13 protein-coding genes are annotated in these 18043 nt (G+C 70.5%); 9 read left to right on the top strand and 4 right to left on the bottom strand.

Going from position 1 to position 18043, the window contains the following annotated elements; all coding sequences use genetic code 11:
* Window positions 1-4: 4 nt before the first annotated feature.
* The 8 genes from HW837_RS13930 to HW837_RS13965 all read left to right on the top strand — a co-directional run bounded on the left by HW837_RS13930 (window position 5) and on the right by HW837_RS13965 (window position 9882).
* Entirely contained in the window at window positions 5-1561 is a 1557-nt protein-coding gene (locus HW837_RS13930; RefSeq protein WP_193379635.1) for a bifunctional 3-(3-hydroxy-phenyl)propionate/3-hydroxycinnamic acid hydroxylase, read from the top strand.
* A complete protein-coding gene (locus tag HW837_RS13935) occupies window positions 1558-2850 on the top strand; it encodes an MFS transporter (RefSeq protein WP_093790914.1) in 1293 nt (430 codons plus the stop codon). Before HW837_RS13930 ends, HW837_RS13935 begins: the two co-directional genes overlap by 4 nt.
* Window positions 2847-3947, top strand: coding sequence for a maleylacetate reductase (locus tag HW837_RS13940; RefSeq protein WP_093790915.1), 1101 nt, complete (start codon window positions 2847-2849; stop codon window positions 3945-3947). The genes HW837_RS13935 and HW837_RS13940 overlap by 4 nt, the downstream gene beginning before the upstream one ends.
* Complete coding sequence (locus HW837_RS13945) at window positions 3944-4801, top strand: dioxygenase family protein (RefSeq protein WP_045560214.1); 858 nt, start codon at window positions 3944-3946, stop codon at window positions 4799-4801. The genes HW837_RS13940 and HW837_RS13945 overlap by 4 nt, the downstream gene beginning before the upstream one ends.
* A gap of 249 nt (window positions 4802-5050) precedes the next feature.
* Window positions 5051-6376, top strand: coding sequence for a DEAD/DEAH box helicase (locus tag HW837_RS13950; protein WP_313895494.1), 1326 nt, complete (start codon window positions 5051-5053; stop codon window positions 6374-6376).
* A gap of 653 nt (window positions 6377-7029) precedes the next feature.
* Window positions 7030-8139 (top strand): sensor histidine kinase, encoded by a 1110-nt coding sequence (locus HW837_RS13955; protein WP_193379634.1) that lies wholly within the window; start codon window positions 7030-7032, stop codon window positions 8137-8139.
* Window positions 8132-9229: a hypothetical protein gene (locus tag HW837_RS13960; RefSeq protein ID WP_052682997.1), complete on the top strand. Its 1098-nt coding sequence runs from the start codon at window positions 8132-8134 to the stop codon at window positions 9227-9229. The genes HW837_RS13955 and HW837_RS13960 overlap by 8 nt, the downstream gene beginning before the upstream one ends.
* Complete coding sequence (locus HW837_RS13965; RefSeq protein ID WP_045560212.1) at window positions 9214-9882, top strand: response regulator; 669 nt, start codon at window positions 9214-9216, stop codon at window positions 9880-9882. The genes HW837_RS13960 and HW837_RS13965 overlap by 16 nt, the downstream gene beginning before the upstream one ends.
* A 388-nt stretch (window positions 9883-10270) precedes the next feature.
* Here HW837_RS13965 and HW837_RS13970 read toward each other — a convergent pair whose 3' ends face one another.
* Both HW837_RS13970 and HW837_RS13975 read right to left on the bottom strand, forming a co-directional pair.
* Window positions 10271-11500, bottom strand: coding sequence for a hypothetical protein (locus HW837_RS13970; protein ID WP_143110750.1), 1230 nt, complete (start codon window positions 11498-11500; stop codon window positions 10271-10273).
* Window positions 11501-11571: 71 nt separating this feature from the next.
* Window positions 11572-12177, bottom strand: coding sequence for a YiiX/YebB-like N1pC/P60 family cysteine hydrolase (locus HW837_RS13975; RefSeq protein WP_078853694.1), 606 nt, complete (start codon window positions 12175-12177; stop codon window positions 11572-11574).
* Window positions 12178-12429: 252 nt separating this feature from the next.
* Here HW837_RS13975 and HW837_RS48095 point away from each other — a divergent pair, with 252 nt between their 5' ends.
* A complete protein-coding gene (locus HW837_RS48095; protein ID WP_052682995.1) occupies window positions 12430-12849 on the top strand; it encodes an ATP-binding protein in 420 nt (139 codons plus the stop codon).
* A 67-nt stretch (window positions 12850-12916) separates the two neighbouring features.
* Here HW837_RS48095 and HW837_RS48600 read toward each other — a convergent pair whose 3' ends face one another.
* Window positions 12917-13447, bottom strand: a complete 531-nt coding sequence (locus HW837_RS48600) for a hypothetical protein (RefSeq protein ID WP_064744281.1) — start codon at window positions 13445-13447, stop codon at window positions 12917-12919.
* A 1221-nt stretch (window positions 13448-14668) separates the two neighbouring features.
* A complete protein-coding gene (locus HW837_RS48610) occupies window positions 14669-18016 on the bottom strand; it encodes a LuxR C-terminal-related transcriptional regulator (RefSeq protein WP_313895486.1) in 3348 nt (1115 codons plus the stop codon).
* Between the last annotated feature and the right edge of the window lie 27 nt (window positions 18017-18043).

Raw genomic sequence — 18043 nt, forward strand, 5'->3', positions numbered from 1 at the left:
CCCCATGTACGACGTCGCCGTCATCGGGTACGGACCCGTGGGCATGGTCACGGCGGCACTGCTCGGTCAGGCAGGCCACGACGTGATCGTGCTGGAGCGCTACCCCACCCTCTACAACCTGCCGCGCGCCGCCATCTTCGACGACGAGACGATGCGGACGTTCGACCGGCTCGGCCTCTCCGAGGCACTGCTGCCCACGCTGCACGTCCAGCGGAACTACGAGTGGCGCAGCGGGGCGGGCGAGTTGCTCATCGAGCACGACTTCGCCGCCGTCGGCGGCCAGGGCTGGGCCGAGTGGTACATGATGTACCAGCCCTATCTGGAGGACGCCCTCGACGGCCTGGTCCGTGGTCTGGAGAACGTCCGGATCCGGATGGACTCCCGGGTCACGGGACTCCACCACACCGATCAGGGCGTGGACATCCAGGTCGAGGGGGCCGACGACGCCGTCTCCGCCCGGTACGTCGTGGCCTGCGACGGCGGCAACAGCTTCACCCGCACCTGGCTGGGCATCGGCCAGGAGGACCACGGCTTCTCCGAGCCGTGGATGGTCTGCGACTTCCGGCTGACCGAGGGCGGCGGCGCGGACATCCCCAAGGCCCGCCAGGTCTGCGACCCGAAGCAGCCGATCTCGATCATCTCGCTGGGCCCGGAGCACCACCGGTTCAGCTTCATGCTCGACTCCGAGGACTCCTTCTCCGTCGAGCGGGAGCCCGACCGGGTGTGGGCACGGGTCGCCGCCTACGTCGACCGCTCGCAGGCCGAGCTGATCCGCGTCGCCACGTACACGTTCCGCTCGCTGGTCGCGGAGCGGTGGCGCAGTGGCCGGATCCTGCTGGCCGGGGACGCGGCGCACCAGATGCCGCCGTTCCTCGGGCAGGGCATGTGCTCGGGCATCCGGGACGCGCAGAACTTCGCGTTCAAGCTGGACGCGGTGCTGCATGGGGCCGACGACGCGCTGCTCGACACGTACCAGAGCGAGCGTGAGCCGCACGTCCGGGCCATCATCGCCAAGGGCATCGAGCTGGGCCGGGTGCAGACGGTGCGTGACCTGGTGGCCGCCGCAGAGCGCGACGCCCGCCTGATCGCCCAGCGCGGGGCGAACGGGCGCCCGGAGAAGATGCGGTTCCCCGGTCTCGGCCCGGGGCTGCACGACGCGTCCCCGCAGGCAGGACACCTGATGCCGCACGGCCGCGTCGAGCACGACGGCACCGAGGGGCTCTTCGACGCCGTGCTCGGCCGGGGCTTCGTCCTCCTCGTCGACGGCCGCGACGGCACCTCGCTCGACGCCTCGGCCACAGCGGAAGCCGCCCGGCTCGGCGTCTCCGTCCACCACCTCACCGACCGCCGCCTCACCACCGAGGGGTTCACCGATGTCGGCGGCGTCTACGGGCGCTGGTTCGACGAGACCGGCCGTGCCGCCGTTGTGTGGCGGCCCGACTTCTACATCCTCGGCACCGCGGACACCCTCTCCGGCGTCCCGGCGCTCCTGAAGACCCTTGCCAACGCAGTAGAGCCCGTGCAGGCTCCTGCCACCGTCGGAGAAAGGATCCGGCCATGACCGCTCCCACTGTCATGCGTACGCGAGTCAGCAGAGTGCCCGCGAACACCTTCATCCTGGTCGCCGCCTGGATCGTCTCCTCCCTGGAGGGCTACGACCTCGCCGTGTACGGCGTCACCGTCCCCTCCATCCTGGGCGACCCCTCGCTCGGCATCGACAAGGCCGAGGCGGGCACGATCGGCTCGCTCGTCGGCATCGGGATGCTGATCGGCGCGGCCTTCGCCGGAGCCCTCGTCCACCGCACCGGCCCGCGCCGGCTGCTGCTCGCCGGCACCGGCCTGTTCACGCTCGGCATGGCGATCTGCACGGTCGCGGGCGGTGTCCCGTCCTTCGGCACCGGACGCCTGATCGTCGGGCTCGGCCTGGGTGTCGTCCTGCCGACGATCAACGCGTACGTGGCCGACCTCAGCGACCCGGGCCGCCGCAGCCGCAACGTCGCCCTGATCATGAGCGGTTACGCGGCCGGCGCCCTGCTCTCCCCGCTGCTCGGCACGGCCCTGCTCCCGGACGTCTCGTACCGGTGGCTGTACGTGATCGGTGTGCTCCCGGTGTTCCTGGCCATCCCGCTCGTGCTCCGGCTGCCGGAGAGCCCGTTCCACCTGCGCCGTACCGGCCGCGCCGACGAGGCGCGCGCGGTGGAGGAGCGACTCGGGCTGACGCCCGCCGAGGACGCGCCGACGGCGGACCCGGGCCGCTGGCTCGGCCTCGGCTCGCTGCTGACCGGTGGCCTCGCCGTCTCGACCGTCCTGTTCTGGGCCATGTCCTTCTGCGGACTCCTGCTGGTCTTCGGCATCAGCACCTGGCTGCCCAGCATCATGCAGGCCGCCGGCTTCTCCCTCGGCTCGGCGCTGCTGCAGACGGCGGCCATGTGGCTGGGTGTGGGCGTCGGGGCGATCGTCGGCGGCCGGATCGCGGACGCGCTGGGCGCCAAGCGGGTCGTGGTCGTCGCCTTCCTGGTCGGCACGCTCAGCCTGATCGCGATGAGCACGCGTCCGCCGACGGCCGTGATGTTCGTGCTCATGTTCATCAGCGGCTTCGGCTTCATCGGTTCGCAGATCCTCGGCAACGCGTTCATCGTGACCCGCTACCCGGACGCCGTGCGCGGCAACGGTCTCGCCTGGGCCCTGTCCATCGGCCGGTTCGGCGCGATCGTCGGCCCGTCCCTGGGCGCGTACGTCCTGAGCTCGGGCGCCGACATCGAGTGGGCGTTCTACGCCTTCGCCGTTCCCGCGCTCCTCGGGGCGTTCGCAGCGGGTGCCGTGCCCCGGGCCCGGAGGGTGGCCGCGTGACCACTTCCGTGGTCTACGAGTCCTGGGGCCAGCGGGTCGTCTTCGGCTCCGGCACCGCACGGGACGACGTGGCGGCCGCGATCACCGGGCTCGGCGCGAGCCGGGTCCTGGTGATCGCGGCCGACGGGGAGCGGGTCCTCGCCGAGGACATCTGCGAGGACCTGCCCGTCGTGGCGGTCTTCGGCGAGGTCCGCCCCCACGTCCCGGTCGAGGTCGCCGAGGCCGTACGCGCCGCCGCCCACGAGCACGAGGCCGACCTGCTGCTGAGCGTCGGCGGCGGCTCGACCACCGGCACCGCGAAGGCGGCCGCGCTCACCACCGGACTCCCGATCCTCGCCGTCCCGACGACGTACGCCGGCTCCGAGGCGACCCCCGTGTGGGGCCTCACCGAGGACGGCCACAAGCGCACCGGCGTCGACCCGAAGGTGCTCCCGCGGGTCGTCGTCTACGACGCCACGCTGATGATGTCGCTGCCGACGCGGCTGTCGGTGACGTCGGGACTCAACGCCCTCGCCCACTGCGTCGACGCGTGGTGGGCGCCCCGGCACAACCCGATCAGCTCCGCCCTGGCCGCCGAGGGCGTCCGGTCGCTGGCGTCCTCGCTGCCGCGCATCGTCGCGGACGGCCAGGACGTCGCGGCCCGGCGCGACATCCTCTTCGGCACCTATCTCGGGGCGGTCGCCTTCGCCGGGGCCGGTTCGGGGCTGCACCACAAGGTGTGCCACGTCCTCGGCGGCGCGTACGACCTCGAACACGCTGCCCTGCACTCAGTGGTCCTGCCGCATGTGGTCGGCCTCAACCTGCCGGCGGCGCCGGAGGCGGAGCAGTGGCTGGGAACGGCGCTCGACGCGTCCGCCGATCCTTTCGGGGCGCTCCTCGATCTCTATACGAGTCTCCAACCCCCGCGTTCCCTAGGCGAGTTGGGCCTCCCTGAGGAGGAACTCGACCGGGCAACCGACCTGGTCATGGCACAGGTGCCGGACTCCAACCCGCGCCGCGTGACCCACGACGAGATGCGCGCACTGCTGGGGCGGGCGTGGCGCGGGGACGTCCCGGTGCAGGTCCCTCTCCTCCCCGAGACGGAGATTCACCGATGAATGAGCAACGCCTGACCGACCAGGTCGTCGCGAGTTTCGACTCCGCGAAGGACGACCGTTTCCGTGAGCTGATGCAGGCCCTCGTACGCCACGCGCACGCGTTCGTACGCGAGACGCGGCTCACCGAGGACGAGTGGAACGCGACGATCGGGTTTCTGACGGCGGCCGGTCACATCACGACCGACACCCGCCAGGAGTTCGTCCTCCTCTCCGACGTCCTCGGCATCTCGATGCTGACCGTCGCGGTGAACGAACCGGGCGACGGCGAAGCCACGGAGTCCACGGTCCTCGGCCCGTTCTTCGTCCAGGACTCGCCCGGGATCGAGCCCGGCGGGGACATCGCGGGCGGTGCGAGCGGCGAACCGTCCTGGGTCGGCGGCCGGGTCACCGGCCCCGACGGCACCCCCGTCGCCGGAGCGCGCGTCGAGGTGTGGGAGGCCGACGACGACGGGATGTACGACGTCCAGTACGACGACGGCGCCGGCGAACTCGCCGGGCGCGCACACCTGTTCACGGACGCCGAGGGCGGCTACCGGTTCTGGGGGCTCACACCCACGCCGTACCCGATCCCGGACGACGGCCCGGTCGGCCGGCTGCTGGACCACGCCGGGCGTTCCCCGATGCGGGCGCCGCATCTGCACTTCAAGGTGACGGCGCCGGGTTTTCACCCGCTCATCACGCACATCTTCGTCGCGGGCGACTCCTGGCTGGAGCGGGACTCGGTGTTCGGGGTCAAGGAGTCGCTCATCCACACGTTCGAGCGCCACGAGGCCGGAACCCCGACGCCGGACGGGCGGCGGATCGACGGCACCTGGACCTCGGCGACCTTCGACATCGTGCTGAGGAAGGAGTAGCCGTTGTGCCGACGTCGAGCAGCTCATCGAGGAAGCCGGCTACCGAATGGTCGCCCCCAGGGTGAGCGGGCCGGTCGGCCCGCTGGGGGGCGCTGGTAAAATGGGGGCACGCTTCGACACCGCCGGGGCCCGTACCGAGGGGTACGGGCCCCGGCGCGTTCCGGGCGCCACACCAGGAAAGGTTCCCCCTTGCACGCGAAGCCGTCGTCCACCCCTGAGCCCCAGAGCGAGTCCCCGGCGTTCGAGGCTGTGCCCCGGGAGCTGCCGCCCGCGGAGTCCTTCGACGCGCTCGGGCTGCCGCCGGAGCTGCTGCGGACCATGACCGAGCTGGGGGTGCGGGAGCCCTTCCCGATCCAGGCGGCGACCCTGCCGAACGCGCTCGCCGGACGGGACGTCCTCGGCCGGGCGCGGACCGGCTCGGGCAAGACGCTGGCGTTCGGGCTCGCGCTCCTGGTCCGGACGGCCGGGCAGCGGGCGGAGTCGAAGCGGCCCCTGGCCCTGGTCCTGGTGCCGACCCGGGAGCTCGCACAGCAGGTGGACGACGCGCTCACGCCGTACGCGCGGACCCTGGGCGTACGGCTGACGACCGTGGTCGGCGGGCTGTCGATCAACAAGCAGCAGGCGGCGCTGCGGGCCGGCGCCGAGGTGGTCGTCGCGACTCCCGGGCGGCTGGCCGACCTGGTGTCGCGCCGGGACTGCCACCTGGACCGGGTACGGATCACGGTGCTGGACGAGGCGGACCAGATGTGCGACCTGGGGTTCCTGCCGCAGGTCTCGGAGATCCTGGACCAGGTCCGCCCCGACGGGCAGCGGCTGCTGTTCTCCGCCACCCTCGACCGCGATGTCGACCAGCTGGTGCGCGGCCACCTGAACGACCCGGTGCTCGCCTCCGTCGACCGGGCCGCGGGCTCGGTCACCACGATGGAGCACCATGTGCTGAACATCCACCCCGCCGACAAGTACGCGACCGCGACCGAGATCGCCGCGCGGGACGGCCGGGTGCTGATGTTCCTCGACACCAAGGCGGGGGTGGACCAGTTCACCCGCCATCTGCGGGCCAGCGGCGTACGGGCCGCCGCCCTGCACAGCGGCAAGTCGCAGCCCCAACGCACGCATACGCTCGGGCAGTTCAAGGACGGCGCGGTCACCGTGCTGGTCGCCACCAACGTCGCGGCCCGGGGCATCCACATCGACGCGCTCGACCTCGTCGTCAACGTCGACCCGCCCGCCGACGCCAAGGACTATCTGCACCGCGGCGGGCGCACGGCCCGGGCCGGGGAGTCCGGGAAGGTCGTCACCCTGGTCACGCCCAACCAGCGGCGCGACGTCAACCGGATGATGTCCGAGGCCAAGATCCGGCCGACGGTCACCCAAGTACGGTCCGGCGAGGCGCAGTTGACCGCCATCACCGGGGCGAAGCGGCCTCCGGCCGACACGAGATCCAGCGGGGGCAACGCGCCCTTCCGGGGCCTCGGCACCCGGCCCGGCCGCCCCGCGAAGGAGTCCCGCAAGACCGCCGAGGCCCGGAAGACGGCGGAGGCCCGCGCGGCCGCCCGGGTACGCAAGGGCCGCTGACGCCTGCGCGCGGGCGGGGGGCGGAGGCGGCTCCTTCCGGGCGCGGCCGCCGCTCAGGCACCGTTTCACACGTCCTTCCGCAGGCCAAGCAAGGGAAGGCTGTCGCCTTTCCACGACCGGTCTACTCGTCACCCCGGTATATCGGGAGATCACTGAACGCCAGCAACGCCTGAACCGGCCCGACCACCTGTCTCCGCTCATCACTGAGCTGATCCACAATGACGCTGCTGCCGGCCCAACTGCTTCCGCACTCCGCGACCATGTCCCTGACTGCGGCTGCCTGATTTCCGGTCTCGATCCAGTCGCCGGGGCCCAGAGCAGACCGCTGAAGCCGAAGGCGGTGTCGTTGATTCCGATAATCCGGCCCTGCCCGAGCCCCACCTTCTCGCCGGGCAACAACCCGTACCCCTTACGAACCGGAACGAAGCCGACCCCCAGCTCCACCGCGGCGGCGGAACCGAGGAGGAACCCCCGTGCCTGGAGGCCATAGACCGCGCGGCCTTGGTCAAGGACCGGACTCTGTTGCTGAGTTCGTCAGCCGACGAGTCGGTGGCTGAGGCGCTCGAGTCGGCTGGTGGGGGGCTTGCGTAGGTCGGTGGGGTCTGTACGCTCACCTCACCGGTGTAATTGATGTTGAGATCGGTGGGGGACGGGTGGCTGGCGAAGCCGTGCGGTTGCTGGACAGGTTCGGCCGCCGTTACGCCGTCGCCGTACGCGTCGCGACCCTGCCGCCCATCGGGGCGGTCGCCCTGCTGAAGGCCTCGGCCGGCGAGTTCGCGGCCACAGCGCTGACGGTTGCCGTCGCCGTGGCCTGGACGTGCGCGCAGGGATGGCTGCAGCGGACGGCCACCGTGCCGGTCGCCCTGGATGTGGCCGTGTTGCTGGGTTTGTGCCTGAGCGTCTTCTGGAACGGCGCGGTGGAGGACAGCAACACCGCGTGGCTTCGGCTGCTGGTCACGTTCGCGTGCGTGACGTGGCAGTGGTACACCACGCCGCTGGCCGGCATCGTCGCGGCACTGGTGACCTGCGGCTCGATGCTCGTCGTCTTCGCCGTGGCCGGGCAGAACCCGACCTCGTCGCTGATGTGGGTGCTGGTGATGGCCGGCATGTCCAGGGCTGCCTGGACAGTCGTCGTTCGCGCGGCCCAACGAGCCGACCGCATGGCCACCGAGGCCGAACGGGCACGTCGCGAGGCCGCGGTGGTGGCGGCCGTACGTGCCGAGGAGCGTGAGCTCGCGAACTCCCTGCACGACACGGCGGCCACCACGTTGCTGATGGTCGGCACCGGGCAGGTGCCGGCGGGGGCGAGTTGGCTGGCACCGCAGGCCCGCCGTGATCTGGCGCGGTTGCGTTCCTCTGCCGGTGGGCGCAGACCGGAACAGGCCGACCTCGTCGACCTGCTGCGGGCCGGTCTCGACGCCGGCCACCTGACCGTCGAGCTCGACGCACCGCCTGCGTTGCCGTTGCCGTTCGACGTGGCCGGCGCGATCAAGGGTGCGGTCGGAGAGGCCCTCAACAACGTGCGCCGTCACGCCGGGACGGACCGGGCGCTGGTTCGGCTGCACGGCGGTCCGAGCGCACTGCGGGTCGAGATCTCCGACGAGGGCAAGGGATTCGCTGTCACCAAGGGTGCTTCGACCACCCGACGTGGGCTTCGTGAGTCCGTGCACGGACGGATGGAACGGGTTGGGGGCACGGCCACGGTCATCTCGGCCGAGGGGGCGGGCACGATGGTGCGGCTGGAGTGGCGGTCCGATGAGTGACGACGAAACGAGAGCGCAGCTGCAGCGTGGTCTGCGGATCGCCACGCTGATCCTCGCCGTGCTGACGGTGGACGTGCTCGGCCTGATCCACCTGTTGCAGGGCCTGGAGTCCCACGACTTGCCGGCGGCACAGTTCGCTGCCTTCGCCGCGCTGACCGCGGTGCTGGCCACCGAGGCTGTCCTGGTTGTGCGGCGGCGGTCTTGGCGCACCGGGCGCCGGATCGTCATCGCCGTCGTACTCGCCGCGTCCGCATTGTCTTACCTGACCTTGCCGGACGGCATGACGTCGACCACTGTGGACTGGTTGTTCGGAGCGGCGAACTGGGCTGGCGCCGTGGTCCTGCTCGATCGTCCTTTCAGGATTTTCCTGGGGTTCCTGGTGACGCACGAACTACTCGCGCTGGCAAACCTGCTGGTGTTCCACGAGGTGAACCGGGCGGCGCTGGTGCGGTTCACCACGGGCTCGGTGACGGTGTTCGGGTTGCCGCTGCTCATGGCCGTGGTGGCGGCGGTGCTGGGCGGGATCGCCACCGAGGCCGCCAGGTCCGCTCGCGAGCTCGAACTGGCGCGGACCGCGGATGCTGCCGCGTCAGCCGCGCATCGACGCCGCACCCAGCGGTTCGCCGAGTTGAGCGGCACGACCGTGCCGCTGTTGACCGGCCTCGCCGACGGGTCGCTCGAGCCGTCGGATCCGGCGGTGCAACGCAGTTGCGCTATCGAGGCGTCCCGGATGCGCCGGCTGTTCGCCGAGACGGATACGGTCGACAACCCGCTGCTGCACGAGCTGCGCCACTGCGCGGAGATCGCGGACCGTAAGGGGGTCGAGGTCGAGCTGGACGCGCGTGGCCAGTGGCCGACGCCACCGGTGGCCGTCCGGCGGGACCTGACCGACGCCGCGCTCACCGCACTCGCGACGGCGGGCTCCTGGGCGCGGGTCACCGTGGTCGGCAGCGCTGATGCGGTGTCGGTCAGCGTAGTCGCGGACTGCGCCGAACACACGGTGCCGTCGCCGGCCACGCCGGACGTGCGGATTGAGATCTTCGGCAGCGGCGGAACAATGTGGATGGAGGCCCAGTGGCAGCCGAGTTGATCACGGCCGTGATCGTGGACGACCACGCGGCGATCGCGGCGGGGGTGCGGTACTGGTGCGAGCAGGCAGATCCGCCGATCGGTCTGCTCGACGCGGGCGACCGCCTCGCCGGCGTGTGGACCGGCGAGGGCGCCGACGCCGACGTGGTGATCTTCGACCTGGAACTGGTGCCCGGCAGACCAGACTTCGGCGAGCTCCGCCGGCTCGTCGACAGCGGTCGGCGGGTGGTCGTGTACTCACAGCACGCCGACAACGCCACGGCGATCAAATGCATCGACCTCGGCGCGTTGGCTTATCTGACCAAACGCGAAGGCCCAGAGCACCTCGTCCCCGCCGTCAGGGCCGCCGCCGAGGGCCGGTCCTACACCGCGCCGTCGCTGTCCGGCGCGCTCGCCGCGGACGACACCCCCGACCGGCCGCGCCTGTCGCCGCGCGAGGCCGAGGTGCTGCGGGCATGGTTCGCCTCCTCCTCCAAGGAACTCGTCGCCACGAAGCTTCACATCACCGCGAAGACCGTCGACACCTACATCGCCAGGGTCCGGGTGAAGTACGCGAACGTCGGACGGGCCGCGCGCACCAAGAGCGAACTCATCACCCGAGCACTCGACGACGGCGTCATCACGCTGGCCGAGCTGAACGAGACCACGCCGTGAGGCGTTACCCAGCACGTCCGAGGACAACGCTCGGCGCCTGTTTGGGAAAGGTGCCGGCGAGAACACGGCGGTGCAGCTCACGCAGCAGCGGGGCTTCCGCGGGATGCGCCAGGTCTTGAGCTGGGCGTTGGCGCGTTCGCCGGGTCCCGCGCACGGGCGTGGCCGTACCATGCCGGTGATCATCAACCTGTGGTCGGCAAGAAGCGTTGCCTGCCAACGCATCCAGCCCAGGATGAAAGAGCTCAGTCAGGCGAGAACGGTCAGTCCGGCCTTGTGCAACGGGTTGAGCGCGTCCGCCATGGCGTTGTCGTAGTCGTCGTCTGTGGACCCACCGAGGCGTCGGCCTCGGCGAGGCGCTGGGTGTAGCGCACCGCCCGGTGCTGCCGGGTCAGGCGGTGGGCGGAACGGCCGTGCCCCGCAAGTTGAACTCGATGCCGAGCTGTTCCGCCAGCCCGGGCACGGCGATCTCGGTGACCAGGTTTCCGGTGGCGCGGTCGAACTGCTTGATCTTGATGGGTGTCTCGCCGTCGAACGTCTCCTGGATCAGGTGTATCGACCGGTCCGTGAAGATCGCCTGGCTGGACGAATTGTTGCCCGAGGTGAACCTTGTGTCGAACCGCGGCTCGGTGACCCCGGAGGCGATTCCGGTACTCATGATCCGGCCATCGGCGGCGAGCCATTCGAGGTGACCACCGCGGACCGCCCGTGCGTCGTAGGACTTCTGGGAGAACGTCTCGGGGTCGACCAGTTTCTCGGCGATGGGGCGTCCCTGGACGTCGACGAGGGGCTGTTCGGTGTACTCACCGTTGCTGGTGTCCCACGAAACGATGGTCATGTGGGGCTTGCCGTCGGCGTCGGCGTAGTCGGAAAGGAACGTGATGACACCGTCGTGACACGGCACGTGACGGTTGTGGTCTCCCGCGTCGAAGGCTCCTCGCCAGGCGAGGGCCTTTTCCTGTCCTTCGGTTGCCGGATACAGCCGGGAAAGCAGCTCCGGATGCGCACTGGGATCGACCTTCGAGCGCATGCCAGGAATCTTGGACGAATCCGCGAAATGAGCTCCCCCGTCGGTGGCGATTCCATTGAGGACACCGCCGCACAGCGCGTTCATGAAGTAGTTTCCTTCGACCTGGTAGAGCTGGGAACCGGTCGAAGTGGTGACGGCTACCTGGTTGGCGTAGCCGGATTCGGAGAATCCTTCGTTGTAGACCGAGACGAAACCCTTGTTGTCCGGCAGCGCGAAGGCCGACTGCTGATGCCCTGCCTTCTTGTTCTCGAAACTGACCAGACCGTCCTTGCCGAGGATGTAGTCGCGTGTGTCGTCGCTGAAGAACAGCCCGGTCTCCGACCACACGATATGCGGCTCGGTCATGCCGTTGGTCTCGATCAGCCGTTTGCTGCCGTCCGCCTGCACCAGGACCAGATAGGCCGGCTGCTCCTTCTTCGAGCTCTTCTCGACGGAGGTGTCCGGGCTGAGGTAGAACGCGACGACGGTTTCGCCGAGCTTCACCACATCGGGATCGGCGATGTTCACCGCTGCTCCGCCGTCAGGCGACGTGCAGGCCGTCACGGCCAGAATCGCACCGGCAGCAAGCGCGATGGGTCGGGGAATCCGCACCGGATCGAATCCTCTCAGACGGTGGGCGGTGCGACCTGCACCCGGCAGGCCGCACCGCGCATCGAACTTCGTTACTTGATGGTCTGGTACACCACGGTGCTGCCGTCATCCCTGATGTTGTCGGGGTAGACGCCCAGCCCGCCGTTCTTGTCCAAGTCGATGTTGACGGAATCCTTGTAGGCCTTCCACACCAGCTCGGAGCAGTTCAGCTTCCCGTTGTTGTTGTACTTGTTGTTCGCGAAGTTCTTGTCGTACGGCATGTTGCGGAACTTCTTGTAGGCGTGGTCGGCTGCCTTGTTGCGGCTGGACTGCTTTGCCTTGACGTACATCTTGTAGATGGGGCCACACTTTTTCAGCGAGGACGCCGTGACGGACCTGCTTTTGCTGTCCTTGCCGGGCGCCTCCACGATCGTCTTCGTCGTGTAGTAGATGCCGACATGGTTGTGCTTGAACACCTTGGTCTTGGCGTAGGAGTGGAAGACATCTCCCTTGTTCCGCGCGTTTCCGACCGTCTTCTTCGTCTTGCAGGCGCCGTCGTCAGAGGAAGCGATGCCGACCGGGCTCGACGCAGCCGTCTCCGCGGCCTGGGCGGGCGCGACGAGCAGGCCGGCCGTTGCCGTTCCTGCCACGACGGTGGCCGCCATGGACGAGGCGAGAATTCGCCTGATTTTGGACATGTGTAATCCCCCTCTGTAACCGGTGGACAGTGGTCCCAAGGAAAAGGCGCGTAGCGCGCACAAACCCTCCGATGTGACCACATGGATGGTCACGATCAGACCTCTCTATTCCTGGAACCTCCAGTCCGTTTACGAAGATGACATTAAGCCGCCCGGGCACTCTCGTCTGTCGGGTGTTCACCTGACACGAAACGTCACGAGCCAGCTCGGCACACCCGACTTCGGCATCGGCGCCGAGGACAGCTCGCCGTTGTGGCTCATCTCCACCCCGGTCGCCCCACCCACTCCCTTGGGGCCACGCTCCCGGGTCCCTGGACGCTCAACGACTTCGACTTCGCCGCCCAGCCCGGCGTCGATGAGAAACCCATTCGCGGCCTCGCGACGCGGCGCTTTCTCGACGACGCCTCCAACGCGTTGTTCGTCGGGCCGCCTGGGGTCGGCAAGACCATGGTCGCCACGGCACTCGCTCGCGGCGCGGCCGAGGCCGGCAACCGGGTCTATTTCACCACCGCCGCCGACCTCGCCGCCCGCGACTCTGTTGCATCGGGAGCGCCGCCCTCAGTGGTCTGGCAGGGTGGCACGACGACGACACTGTCGAGCGCGTCCACGACGCCCCTGCGCAGCGAGGCGTGTGAGGCCGACGACCGCAACACCGCGCCGAGCGCGGGCTGATCGCCTCCCGGTCCATCCGCACCGCCGACACCGACACTCTTGGCCGTCCACGTGGTTGCGCGAACATTCAGGACCGCGATGGTGCGAAACGGCCGTTGCCGTGGACCCGGCTCGACCATCCGAGGGGCCGGAAGACCTGGTCAGGGTCCGCTTCCCTTGACTCGGATCTCCGCCTGACGTGCTCAGTCACGTTGTCCGTCTCAGCCGACTCGGCCCCGATGAGCGTGGTCAGCATCGCGTCCGAGTCGCTGTCGCTGAGCCCTGGGACGGTCCAGTGATTGCTCTGTGCGTGTTGGATGAACACCCGGTCGAGCGCCACGTGATAGCGCTCAACGTAGTGGGAAAGGTCGGAGAACCACAGCCACTTGCCGTCAGTGAGCAGGTGCAGTCCTCGGATGACGGCGCCCCTGGGACTGAGCACGTCACGGACGGCGCTGGGCGTGGCGATCAAGAGCGAGCCGCTACGGAGATAGCGGATCAGGTCGCGGCCGTGCTTCGACTCCGTGGCTCGCACAGCGCCCCGGAGCGACGGGCTGTCCGGCCGACCGTACTCCAGCTCCCTGAAGTCACCGAGGAAAGGGAACTTGTCGAGGTTCACCTCGCCGAGCCTGGAGCACGCTCCGGAAGGTCCCGGTCGAGATCACAAACACGCTCTCGTCCTGTTCTTTATCTTCTGTCCGTGTCGTAGGGCGGGGACGGAAAATCCCAGACGGCGTCTGACCGGCTGACGATCTTTCGAAGTTCGCGAGCGCTTCGTGGCGACAAGGCCTGCATCACGGTGTCGAGAAGGGCTCGGGCTTCGAGAGGGTTGCCGCAGCAGTACCAGTGCACGTTGTCCCACTCGTAGTCGTGCCACAGAGCACGCTCGGGCTGGTGGACGTAGTCCTTCCACAGGCCCACAGCCGTGCTGACGTCGCCTGGTTGCAGATAGTTGCGGGTGCGCTCGAGACGGATGATCTCGGACAGCGCACACGAAGACAGGCCATCGATGACCGGCCTTGCACTCGTTGTCCGGTGGCTGCCGGGAACGCCAGCACGGATCTGTCCTGGCCGTCTACGCGGCATGGACCTTTCGGTTCGTCGTCATGCGGTACATGGTGCCACGGTCTCGAACGTTTGCTGCCGAGTGCTCTCCGGAGGGAAGCGTTCGCGGAAGCGTCAAGCTTCCGGGGCGAGTCCTACGAGTGTCTGACCGCTCGGCGCGACGAGTCCTTCGAGTTGGTGGACGCGCTGCTGTGTGCGGACGGTGCGGTGAAGTCCGTGTTCGATCTGGCGCTGTTGCCCGAGCACTGTCGTGGGCACGGAGCGATGTACGGCGGCGAGCACCGCCGCCCAGCTACGGGCTGTCGTCGAGCGACTCATTACCGCGGGCCAGTGGCAGTCCGGGGGCCCCGCCATCGCGATCGTCAGCGACGCCGACTACGACGTCACACGCCTGGTCTGGTCCTGCGCGACCTGCCGGTCGAACTGGTCGGCCGCGTTCGCTCCGACCGCGTCATGCGCCTGCCGAAGCCACCGCGTGCACGGCGTCACCGGCCGGCCGCCCAAGCGCGGTCCGGAGTTCCGTTTCACCAAGCTCCGTAATCCCGAGGCCGCGGTGTCCACCGAGGGTTCGGGAACGTCCGCGCTCACCTCGCCCGCCCGACCCGTGTTCCCAAAGCCCGAGGCGCCGGCCCCGGTCGGCCACCCGGCACCAAGAACAAACACCGGGCACCCGGCTACGACGTCGGCAAGACCGTCAAACGCCCCGAGCCCCTCAAGGCCATCGGTAGACCCCGGGTAGATCCTGGTAGATCAGACCAAGCTCAGACACAGCTCCTCAGGCGCCCGGGGTGAGGCCGAGGGCGGTGAGGGCGGCCATGCCGGTGACGGTGTGGTCGCCTCCGGCGAGGAGGAGGGTGCGGGCCGACTGGTAGGGGCAGCCGGCGGCGTCGAATGCCGTGGCGGCCGCGAGCAGGCCGGGCGGGTCGCCGTCCAGGAGCGCCTGCGCGCGGTCCAGTTGGGCGGTGGCCACCGGGTTGCCGGCGACGAGGTGCCGGGCGGTGGCGACGCGCGCCCGGGCCTGGGGGTGACCGGCGAGGACGGAGGCCTCGGCGCGCAGGCCGACGTACCAGTGGTGCCAGATCCAGGAGACCCACTTCCACACCTCGTCCGGCTCCGGTGCGACCCGGGCCAGGGCCGCGTCCGGGTCACCGTGCTGGAGGAGCACCATGGCGTCGAAGACCGCGCCGTAGCCGTGGTGGTGCTCCGCAGCGGTACCGGCCTCCGTGACGACCGCCAGCCAGTTCTCCCGCGCCGCGTGGTCGCCGCGCAGACCGTGGATCATCGCGACGCCCGCGGCGGCGGGGCCGAGGGAGTACGACCGCTGCCGGCCGCTCCGGCGCCATGCGTCGAGGAAGCCCTCACTGCCGGCGAGTACGTCCTTGCCGTTGCCCGCGAACGCGTCCGCGACCATGAGCCAGGACGTGGCGTGGTGTTCCACCTCGGCGAACAAGGGGTGGTCGGCGAGCTGCCTGCCCCACCGGCGGGCCTGCGCCAGCTCGCCCACACCGAGGGCGGTGCCGGCCGCCATGGCGAGGGCGTCCATCAACTCCTGCGTGGCGGCGGGGGTGGGCGGCAGCGGGGTCAGGATCTCGATCCGTCGCCGGGCGGCTGCCGCCGCGCCGAACGAGTCACCGGCCCAGGTCCGGGCGCCGGACAGCGCGTCCAGAGCGGCGGACTCGGCCACCGGATCCCCCGCCGCCCGAGCCAGCCGGACGGCCCGCTCGGCACAACCGACCGTCTCCCGCGCACTGTTGTCGACGTCCCCCTGCACGGCCCCGAAGGCATCCATCACCACGGCGGCTTCGGCGAGCGCGAGAGCGGCGACGACGGAGACGTCCACGGCGATTGCCGACTCGGGCGCGGGGGTGGGGGATGGGGTGACCGGCGGGTGGGGGGCTGGGCCAGTGGCTGCGGGCGACAGGCCGGGGGTGGAGGGGGTCAGGCCGACGCCGGGCAGCGGGCTGCCGGCACCGGGCGGCGGCTCCATGACGGCGGACGGCAACTCCACGCCACTGGACGGCCGGTCGGCAGCAGCGGGCGGCAGACCCGCGGCGCCGGAGGGCGACTCCGCAGCGGCAGGCGGCAACGGCACGCCACCCGAGAGCAGGCCGGTGGCACCCGGCGGCGGACCCGTGGCACCGGACAGTCGGTGGGCCGTCGTCAGGAGCGCGGTGGCCTCCGCCGGAGTGGGGAGATGGGCGAACTCGCTGGAGAAGCGGTACGCGACGGTGGCGGCGGCCGCCAGGTCGCGGGCCGCGCCGATGTGGTCGCCGGCGCGCAAGGCGGCCTCGGCGGCCGCGCGGTGCAGACGGTACATGTCATCGCCGAGCCGCCGGCAACCAGCCACCCCGGCGGCCTCCCGCAGAACCTCGGCAACGACGGCGGCACCGTCCACACCACGCCCCTTCCGCACCACGTCCACACCAGCCGCGCGCCCCGTCGCACCGGCCACATCCGCAAACGCGCGGTCCCTGCCGTCGCCAACCTCGCCGGCGACGCCCGCGGCCCCGGCGATCTCTGCGGCGCCGAGCGCACGCGCGGCTTGACCGGCGCCGTGTGCCGACCCGGTAGCGGCAGCCGTGCCGGCCAGAGTCCCGGTTTCAGCCTCAACCCCGAACCCAGCCCTCACGTCTGTCCCCCCGGCCATGTCATCGGCGAGCGCCGCCGCCTGCTCGTAGCGTTGTTGGCTCTCGCCGAGCAGATTGCGGGTGAAGGTCAGGCCCGCCAGGGCGACGGCGAGGCGGTGGGCGGTCATGCGGTGGGGCGGGTGGGTGGCGGCCCAGGACAGGGCCGCTCGGAGGTCGTCGGCGACGGCGTCGAAGCGGGCGCGGAAATCCGGACCCTCGGCTCCGGCGAGAGCGGCCGCACCGGCCAGGCACCAGGCGGCGTGGCGCGACCGCACAGCCGTCAGCTCGTCGGCGTCGGCGAGCCGCTCCGCCCCATACTGGCGGATGGTCTCCAGCGCCTGGTAACGCGTGCCGTTCGCGGTCGGTGTCGCGGCGAGCAGGCTCTGCTCGGCGAGCCGTCCGAGCCCGTCGGCGACCGCTGCCGGCTGGAGCGGCGCGAACCCGGCGACGGCTCCGGCCGCCTCCGCGGTGAACGGCGTCACGAACACCGAGATCCGCCGCAACAGCGCCCGGTCCGCCGGCTCCAGCAGATCATGGCTCCAGTCGAGCGCGGCCCGCACCGACCGGTGCCGGTCGTCCGCACGCGGCCCGCCCGCGAGGATCCGCAGCTGGTCGGAGAGGCCCGCCGTGAGCCCGTCCAGTCCGAGCGTGGGCCAGCGCGCCGCCGCCAGTTCGATCGCGAGGGCCATGCCGTCGAGGCGTGCGCAGATGTCCGCGATCCGGTCGCGCAGGGCCGGTTCCGGTGGCCGGCCGACCGCCGCCGCCCGTTCCAGGAAGAGCGTCACGGCCTCCGAGTCGCCGCCGCCGTCCGAGGACAGCGGGGGCACCGGGAAGACCCATTCGAACGGCACCATCATCCGGGCCCGGCTCGTCGCGAGCACCCGTAGCCCGGGGCAGGCGATCAGCAGTCGTTCCAGGAAGGGCACGACGCCGTCGCGTATCTGCTCGCAGTTGTCCAGGACCAGCAGCGCGTCGCGGTCCGCCAGTGCGGCCGGCACCGACTCCTCGACGTCGCGCCCGGGCTGTTCGCCCACTCCGACGGCCTCCGCGACCGCCGCGCCCACCCGCGCCGGGTCGGTGACCGGTGCCAGGTCGACGAACCACACCCCGTCGGCGAAGTCACCGGCCGCGTCCGCCGCCACCGCCAGCGCGAGCCGGGTCTTGCCCACCCCGCCCGGGCCGACCGCCGTCACCTGCCGACGGGTCTTCACCGCCTCGGCCAGTTCGGCGCGTTCACGCACCCGGCCGACGAACGCGGTCAGCGGTGCGGGGAGGGCCGGTGCAGGGCGGCGCCGGTCGGCGCGGGCGAGGTCGGCCGCGCGCCGGGAGAGCGCCCGCCGGTCCGGTTCGTCGAGCTTGCGCAGCAGGGCGGAGACATGGGACTCGACCGTGCGCACGGAGATGAACAGGCGCGCGGAGATCTCCGCGTTGCTGAGGTGCTCCCCGAGCAGCGCGAGCACTTCGGCTTCCCGAGCCGAGACCACTGGACTGGACACCGGGTCATTATCCGCTGCTGCGTGGTC

This window comes from Streptomyces caniscabiei (assembly GCF_014930365.1).
Taxonomy (GTDB): domain Bacteria; phylum Actinomycetota; class Actinomycetes; order Streptomycetales; family Streptomycetaceae; genus Streptomyces; species Streptomyces caniscabiei.